This is a genomic window from Streptomyces sp. LS1784, assembly GCF_020103755.1.
GTDB lineage: Bacteria > Actinomycetota > Actinomycetes > Streptomycetales > Streptomycetaceae > Kitasatospora.
Genome location: NZ_JAHSQD010001271.1, coordinates 1 through 587 on the forward strand (window position 1 = coordinate 1; position 587 = coordinate 587).

1 protein-coding gene is annotated in these 587 nt (G+C 77.2%); it reads right to left on the bottom strand.

From position 1 onward, the window contains the following. Positions 1-107 precede the first annotated feature (107 nt). Positions 108-587, bottom strand: a 480-nt coding sequence (locus KS423_RS46925; protein WP_374120207.1) for a hypothetical protein, incomplete at its 5' end; no start/stop codon positions are given.

Genomic DNA, 587 nt, shown 5'->3' on the forward strand with positions numbered 1-587 from the left:
CGGGGCGGTCAGCCGCGGCCCGCCGCCCACCGACCGCGAAGGACCGCGGGACGAACCTCGGGCCCGGCACCGTACGGCGGCACCGGGCCCGAAGTGGACGACTGCGGTCAGGCCTTGACCGGGCGGCCCGGCGCGGCATCGGCCGCGCCCACGACAGCCGGGCCGGCGTCGCCGCAGACCACCAACAGCGCGGTCGCGTGGCCGAGCGCCTTGGTGTACGCCTTGGCGGCCTTGGCGGACGGTCCGCCGTTGACCACCAGGACGACCACCTCGCGGCGGACCGGACGGGTCAGCGCTGCGTCCGCGTAGAACACGTCCCCACCCTCGGCGAGCTGCGCCCAGTAACGCTCCTCGCCGAAGGAGAGCTCGTGCTGCTGCCAGGGGTGTGCCTCGCCGACCGTCAGCACCAGGACGTCGCCCGGGTTGCGGCCGGACTCCAGCAGCCGGTCGATCGCGTCGTCGGCGAGCTCCACCGCCTGTGCCGGGGTGGCGGCGATCCGCTGGACCTCCACCTGCGGCGCGGCGGGGGCCGGGCGGCGCGGTGCCGGCCCGGGCTTGGGGATCAGTCGCGGCGGGCCCGGACGGGC